Source organism: Butyrivibrio sp. (assembly GCF_017635265.1).
Classification (GTDB): domain Bacteria; phylum Bacillota; class Clostridia; order Lachnospirales; family Lachnospiraceae; genus Butyrivibrio.
Map to the genome: position 1 here is coordinate 1 of NZ_JAGBLU010000079.1, position 3128 is coordinate 3128.

The 3128-nt window shown below is 39.1% G+C and carries 4 protein-coding genes; 3 read left to right on the forward strand and 1 reads right to left on the reverse strand.

Annotated elements, in window-relative coordinates; genetic code table 11:
• A partial coding sequence (locus J6O61_RS09175) for a plasmid recombination protein (RefSeq protein ID WP_292212221.1) occupies positions 1-1289 on the reverse strand: 1289 nt, incomplete at its 3' end.
• 253 nt (positions 1290-1542) lie between these two features.
• On the opposite strand from J6O61_RS09175, the gene J6O61_RS09180 reads away from it, so the two are divergent.
• The 3 genes from J6O61_RS09180 (at position 1543) to J6O61_RS09190 (ending at position 2815) form a co-directional block, all read left to right on the forward strand.
• Positions 1543-1836, forward strand: coding sequence for a BrnT family toxin (locus J6O61_RS09180; RefSeq protein WP_292212223.1), 294 nt, complete (start codon positions 1543-1545; stop codon positions 1834-1836).
• Entirely contained in the window at positions 1823-2149 is a 327-nt protein-coding gene (locus tag J6O61_RS09185; RefSeq protein WP_292212224.1) for a BrnA antitoxin family protein, read from the forward strand. Before J6O61_RS09180 ends, J6O61_RS09185 begins: the two co-directional genes overlap by 14 nt.
• 90 nt (positions 2150-2239) lie before the next feature.
• On the forward strand, positions 2240-2815 hold the full coding sequence (locus tag J6O61_RS09190) for a GNAT family N-acetyltransferase (RefSeq protein ID WP_292212226.1): 576 nt from the start codon (positions 2240-2242) through the stop codon (positions 2813-2815).
• Positions 2816-3128 lie beyond the last annotated feature (313 nt).

Sequence of the window (3128 nt, forward strand, 5' to 3'; positions counted from 1 at the left end):
AGATCCACTTCCAGATCTTTAAATGCATCACATTCTTTTATAGCTTTAGTACGCATGATTCCAAGCTTATCGATCTCCTTTTGCTTATATGCTTCAAATTCATCCTGCTTTGATTTAAGCGCCTTTTCTCTTTCCTTGTATTTAAGTTCATAATTTTTAGAAAAGTGGTCAAAAACGTCCTTTAATGCGTTTTGAGTGTATTGTTTTTGATAAAGGGCTTTTATTTCTGCTATTTTTTCTTTACCTTCTTCTGGAGATTGTACCGGAATCTTTACAAAGTACTCTTCATGGGTTCCCTTTAAAAGACCATCTGAAACAGTCTCCTTACTGTTCTTAAATTGCATGCTGATGGCAGGATTGTTTCTCACTTTGTTGGAGACAAGGGAATAGGCATTTATCTGATTTTTAAGTTTTAATTCCTGGGATGAAAGATCCTGCTTTGTTTTGTCCAGCTCACGTTCTTGCTCTGCTTTAGCAGTCTCTAGTGCCTCGATGTTGTCACTCAGTTTGACCAGGTACTTTTCTTTTTCATGAATCTGGACATCTATGTCAGCAGCTTCGCCCCGGAGCTTTTCAGTTTCATCTTTGACATGGGTATATTCATCCATGGCCTCTTTAGGGATATCTTTGTTTCTGCCTTTTTCCTTTGGTTTCAGATCAACACCATTGAAAAGCTCAGGATTCATTTCTAATCCTTTTTCCATGTTTTCACGCATAACATCCTGCAGATATGAAAGCCTGGCTTTTGTAAATACCTTTGTTTTAGCTACCTGTTTCGATAATCCTTTCTGATATCCATCTACGACAGGAACACCAACAATGTGCATATGTGGGCTTTTTTCATCATAATGGACTACTGCAGATGCTATTTTAAATTCCGGGCATAGTTTCTCCAGGGCGCGGAGCTGATCCTTGAAGATATAGCTCATCTGTTTTTTCTGATCCATCGTTTTGTCGGCCCAGAAGTTTTTATCACCGACCTGGATGATTATTTCTGCAGCAACATCACCACGGGAATCAGAAACATGTTTCAAGTAGTCATCAATGCGTCTGTCAGATCTTACATGCTCGTTATATGTTTTTAATGGCTCGTCAAACTCGTCATGATAGATCTTCCGTATGTCGTCCATGATGGAGTGATCGCTGCCCTTCAGGATCTCAATCTGAGATCTGTCATATTTATCAGACTGATAGAGTCTGAGATTATGTCGTCCACACTGGGCAGCTTTTCCAGTTGTCGATACCGCATTTGATTTGCTTGAAAGATGAAATGAATAGCTGAAAGCCATGGGTGTACCTCCGCCAGTTCGTGCTTATACTCTGTCCAGAGTATAACACCCTAGGTAGATTGACGCAAGCATCAATCTACCGGGTGCTCTCCGAGGGCTCTCAATGGGGAGCTACACTCCCCAGGCGATGCCTTCCCCTAGTCTGCAGAACAAAAATGGCAGCTCATACTTCGCAGCAATTTCTGTTCTGCTTATAATGCTTGCATTGCGAAATTGCATTGCAAATTTGTATTGCAAGCATTATAATAAAGACATGGAAGAGCTAATTTTTGAATGGGACGATGAGAAAGAACAAAAGAATATCAGGAAGCATAAAATAGACTTTTCTACCGCAGCACACGTGTTTTCAGATGATTATCGTATAGAAAAGTATGATGGAAAGCATAGCGAGGATGAAGATCGCTACAAGGTTATTGGGGCCATAAATGGCTACCTGATGATCATAGTTGTTTCATACACTATGAGAAAAAATGATAAAGTAATCCGGATGATATCCGCAAGAAAAGCTGAAAAGGAAGAGAGGGAAGAATATTATGGCAACTATTAGAAAAAAAATAGATGTATCTGCAGAGCTTACAGCAGAACAATTGCATATGCTAAAAGAAGCCGAGAATACGGAGTATGTATTTGATGAAGACAATCCGATCCTTTCCAGGGAAGAGCTTGCTCAGTTCAGAAGAGTTTCGGAGCTTATTAAAGAAGAGCGTGAAAATAACCAAAAACAGAATGTTACACTGAGATTATCCCCCAGAGCGGTGCGCAAAGCAAAATCTTTGGGAAAGGGATATACTAGCGTTTTAGCAAAGATTGTCGAAAAAGCATTAGATAATCCGGAACTTACAGAACTGCTGATGAAATGATAAAAGCCCTAGGAGCAACGTCTAGGGCTTCAGTTTTTGAAAGAAGAGGGAGACTTTAGGTATTACCGCTTGGAAAAGGAGAAACAATAAATGACTATTTGTGAAACAGATAGACTTATCCTTAGGGATTTTTGTAAAGAAGATATAGATAAGCGAATTGAATGGTGGACTAAGGATTGTGAGTGGCAGGATTGGGATGCACCATGGGAAAAGGAAGATTTACCTAATACAGATGGTGCGCTCAAAGAGTTGGCTGATGAATTCAATAGTTTTGCCGAAAGATGTGCTCAAAAGACGGATAACGATATCAGATATTCTTTTCAGATAGAAGTCAAGGGGACGGGTGAGTATATTGGTTGGATCAGCTGTTACTGTATTGATGATGATTACTCATATACAGATGATGAAGGAAAGTATACGTTTGGTATAGACATTCCGCCAAAAAGTTGCAGAGGAAAGGGATATGGTTATGAAGCCTTCGATGCTGCAATAAAGTATTTAATTTCAAAAGGTATGACAGAAATCTATACTCAAACCTGGTCAGGGAATAAACCAATGATAGCATTAGCGAAAAAGCTTGGTTTTGAAGAAATCAAAAGAAAAAAAGATTTTCGTATAGTAGACGGGAAAAAGTATGATGGACTCACATTCATATATAAGGGCTAAGATTTATGCCAGTAAGCAAATAGATATACTCGCAAAGGAGCAACAGAATAATTTGCAATAAGCTGTCAGTTTAGTACATGCACGGGTTTAAGTTTGTAAGGATGATGATAGTAAGCTATATCGGAAAATATTGCAGGTTAACCGATTACTTGTGTGCCTGATGTTACAATCAAAAAACATTTCAACTAAAGAACTGCCACCATTTCTTTTTGGTGGGTTCGGGTTCCTCAATAATATCCTCTTTTTGCTCTAAGAGTTGGAGCTGCTGTTTTGTATGCATGTGCAGCTGTTGCTCCTGATCTAGGAGCTTCTG

Bases quoted from the DNA above. Each gene is read 5' to 3' on its own strand.
- J6O61_RS09190 (WP_292212226.1), top strand. From the start codon at position 2,240: ATGACTATTTGTGAAACAGATAGACTTATCCTTAGGGATTTTTGTAAA.
- J6O61_RS09180 (WP_292212223.1), top strand. From the start codon at position 1,543: ATGGAAGAGCTAATTTTTGAATGGGACGATGAGAAAGAACAAAAGAAT.
- J6O61_RS09185 (WP_292212224.1), top strand. From the start codon at position 1,823: ATGGCAACTATTAGAAAAAAAATAGATGTATCTGCAGAGCTTACAGCA.